The organism is Streptomyces panacea (genome assembly GCF_040560175.1).
GTDB lineage: Bacteria > Actinomycetota > Actinomycetes > Streptomycetales > Streptomycetaceae > Streptomyces > Streptomyces panacea.
In genome coordinates this window covers 1-2,987 of the sequence record NZ_JARJHW010000340.1, presented here as the reverse complement: position 1 = coordinate 2,987, position 2,987 = coordinate 1, and the positions used below count along the sequence as shown (strand labels likewise).

The following is a 2,987-nucleotide window of genomic DNA, read 5'->3' as shown; positions in this document are numbered from 1 at the left end:
ACGACGTCGTCCGGTGCGGCGGTCGGCGCGCGCCTCGGCGCAGCTCTCGCACCGCTGCCCGGTCGACCAGAGGACGCCGCCCTCGCAGTCGTGCCGGAAGCACCCGTGGCGGGGCAGGGCGGCCCCCAGGAGCCACGCACCCGCATCCCGGACCTCTCCGCCCGAGGCGGTGTTGTGCCGGGCCTGCAGCCGGGCGTACAGGCGTTCGATGTCGGCGTAGGCGTCGAGCTGGGCGCCGATCTCACGGGCGGCCTCGCGCAGCAGGTACGGGCTGATGCCGGGGAGCAGGTGCCGGACGGGGCCGAGAACCTGCCAGACGCGCGGCGACAGCTGGAGCTCCGGGCCCGTGTAGACCGGTGACGCTCCGTCACGTCCGGGGTTATCCACAGCTCTACTACCGGTGTTTCGCCTCCGGCGGGCGGGACCACCGGCCGGTCCCTTTTCAAGGTCGGTCAGTTCTAGGTCTTCCTTATACGCGGGGGACGGACCTTCAAGATCGGGACCCGATGGACCCTCAGTGCAGGGGGTCGACGCCGCGGCGGTGGCCGGGTGGAGCGGGTGATCGTGCGTGACGATGCGGTGGCGGCCGCGGTACCCGCCGCGCCGCTCCACGGTGATCCAGCCGGCGGTCTCCAGGGCGTCGACCAGGCGGCTGACGGTCGTCTCGTGGAGCGGCTGTCCGGCCCGGTCACCACTGCGGTGGCGCAGCAGCTGGCCGAGCTCGGCGAGCGTCGCCTGGTGCCGGGTGCGCTCGGCGTAGCGCAGCGCGAGGTAGAGGCGGTGCAGGCGGGGGCGCAGCGTGTCGGCGGCGAGCACGGGCGCCCATACCCACGCCTCGTCCTTCTCGCGGACGGGGCGGATCCAGCGCTCGGCCGTCTGCCCGGTGCCGGATATCGCGTGGGTACGCCGGCGCACCAGGACTTCGGCCACCTCGTCGTCGCCGTACGGGCGGTGAAGGCGGCCGAGGGACTTCTTCACGGTCGAGGCACCGAGGCCGAGGAAGGCGGCGATCTTCTCCACCGAGGCGGTACCGCGGCCGCGCTGCGAGAGCGCGGCCACCTTGCCGTAGACGGTGGTGTCGACGTCCGCGTACCCGCCGGTCACGATCCGCATCGGGTACCGCACCCGCTGCCGCTGGCGGTCGCCGACGGGCTCGCCCTGGGGGCGAGTCGCGGCGGCGGACACGGCGTACGGCACGGGCGCGGTCTCCTACTCGGGAGGTTCGGGCGGGATGGTGTAGCGGGCGCCGCACGGCCCCTGACGCGGGCCGGGGCCGGTATGGCGGTGGACGGCGGAGCAGCGCGGGCAGTCGGCCGTGTACTCGGTCCTGCCGCTGGTGGCGATCTGTGTCACCGGCACCCGGGGCGGCCCGTACCGGCGCCGCACCTCGGGTTCGGGGTCCTCGCCGTCGTCGCCGCCGAGGATCGATAACTGACGGCTCATGGCGCGTGGTGGTCGTGGCCGCCGGCACGGGAGTCCGCGGTACGGTCCGGGCGCGGCCGCCGGGGCGACGACACGTACGCCGTGACGGGGGTCGTCAAGCGCATCGGCCACTCTGTCCGCGGGCGGTGCCGGCCCGGCGGCCGCTCCCGGCGCACCCAGCCCAGGGCCTCCAGCACGCGCAGGCTCGTGCCCGCCCGGTCGGCGTGCAGGCCGGTGGCGGTCGCGATGCGGCCGACCGGCGGGACGTCGCCGCCCGCGCCGATGACGCCGGAGTGGTGGGCCGCGTAGCGGGCCAGCACCAGCGCTGTCAGCCGCGCGAACGGGTGTAGCCCGGAGTGGACCAGCGCCGCTTCCCACTCGGCCCGGATCCAGGGAGCCGGGCGGGCTGCCGGCGGCACCTCGGGCAACACCTGCTCCGGACGGAGCACAGGCTGCTGCTTCTGCTCCGCCTCATGCCGGGCCGGTTCCGGACCGGGCCGGTGCCGGGCCATGGTCTGTGGCGTGGGCCGGGGTGTGGGTACGGACTCCATCGGGAACCCCTTCGGTCGTCAGTTCGATTCGGTGGATGGGCCAGCCGGGGCCGGGCGGCGCCTCTGGCCGCCCGGCCATCGCCGCCGGTGTGTGCAGCGGGCAACGCCACCCGCACGGGAACAGCCGCGGGTACACGTAGACGTGGCGGCCCATCGCCCCGCACCCGGCCCGGCGGGCGAGATTCACGCGCCGGGCACAGCGGGGCCGAGGTGCACTACGCGGCCGTCGCGCATGATGGTCAGCCGCGCGGGCCCGGCCTCGAACCACAGCTCGTAGAGCGGGTCGCCGTAGTCACCGGGCGCGTAGGCGCCGGTCATGTCGTCGGCGCCGTCAGTCGCGGTGTGGTGGACCAGGCACAGTTGCAGGGCCTCGGGGTAGCCGTCCCGCGCCTCTACGACGTACGTCTCGCCCCACGCGGGAGGGCTGCCGGGGTCGGCGCCGCCCTCGATGTGGACGTGGACAATGTCGCCGTTCCGCACGGGGTACCAGGGCGCGGTCTTCAGCGCGCGCTCCCCGCCCATGAGGGCGTCGATCTCACCGTGGATGTCACGGCGCCGCTTGGCGTCCTCGGCCGCCGCCACCGGGCCCAACTCCCGCGGGTCCGGCGGGGGCGCGTCCGCCGGGGCCCGACCGCCGAACAGCCGGTCATGGACCCTGAGCGCGAGCATGCCGACTTCCATCGCCCACGGCTCCGGCGCGTCGGTCGCGGCGGGGTCGTACTGCCGGATGTCGGCGCCGGTGATCAGATCGGCCGTGGCGACGGTCTCGAACGGGCGGCGCAGTACCTCGGTGATCGCGGCCAACGGCGTGATCCCCGGCTCGGCCGGGCGGCCGTAGAGGGCGGTGAACACCCGCTCGGCCAGGGCATCGACGTCGCCGGTCCAGGTGTTCTTGGCCCCCGCCGGATAGCCGGAGAGCGGACGCTCGGTGATGTGCACCGTCAGGTTCGCGGACACGGCACGCGGGATGATCTTGTTCAGGGTGTCGGTGATGATGCCGAGCTGTACGTCACG

At 74.4% G+C, this 2,987-nt stretch carries 4 protein-coding genes; all 4 read right to left on the bottom strand.

Translation table 11 applies throughout. From position 1 onward, the window contains the following. A partial coding sequence (locus P3L51_RS35680) for a hypothetical protein (protein ID WP_354609523.1) occupies positions 1-1,197 on the bottom strand: 1,197 nt, incomplete at its 3' end. Between the two features lie 12 nt (positions 1,198-1,209). Continuing rightward, positions 1,210-1,443 carry a hypothetical protein gene (locus P3L51_RS35675; protein ID WP_354609522.1) on the bottom strand — a complete coding sequence of 78 codons (234 nt, stop codon included), beginning with the start codon at positions 1,441-1,443 and terminating at the stop codon, positions 1,210-1,212. Continuing rightward, complete coding sequence (locus tag P3L51_RS35670) at positions 1,440-1,973, bottom strand: hypothetical protein (protein WP_354609521.1); 534 nt, start codon at positions 1,971-1,973, stop codon at positions 1,440-1,442. The genes P3L51_RS35675 and P3L51_RS35670 overlap by 4 nt, the downstream gene beginning before the upstream one ends. A gap of 183 nt (positions 1,974-2,156) precedes the next feature. Beyond that, positions 2,157-2,987: hypothetical protein (locus P3L51_RS35665; protein WP_354609520.1), on the bottom strand; the 831-nt coding region annotated here is incomplete at its 5' end.

What these genes read in the sequence shown, in the direction of transcription:
- P3L51_RS35675 (WP_354609522.1), bottom strand. Translation starts at nt 1,443, where the DNA reads ATGAGCCGTCAGTTATCGATCCTCGGCGGCGACGACGGCGAGGACCCC.
- P3L51_RS35670 (WP_354609521.1), bottom strand. Translation starts at nt 1,973, where the DNA reads ATGGAGTCCGTACCCACACCCCGGCCCACGCCACAGACCATGGCCCGG.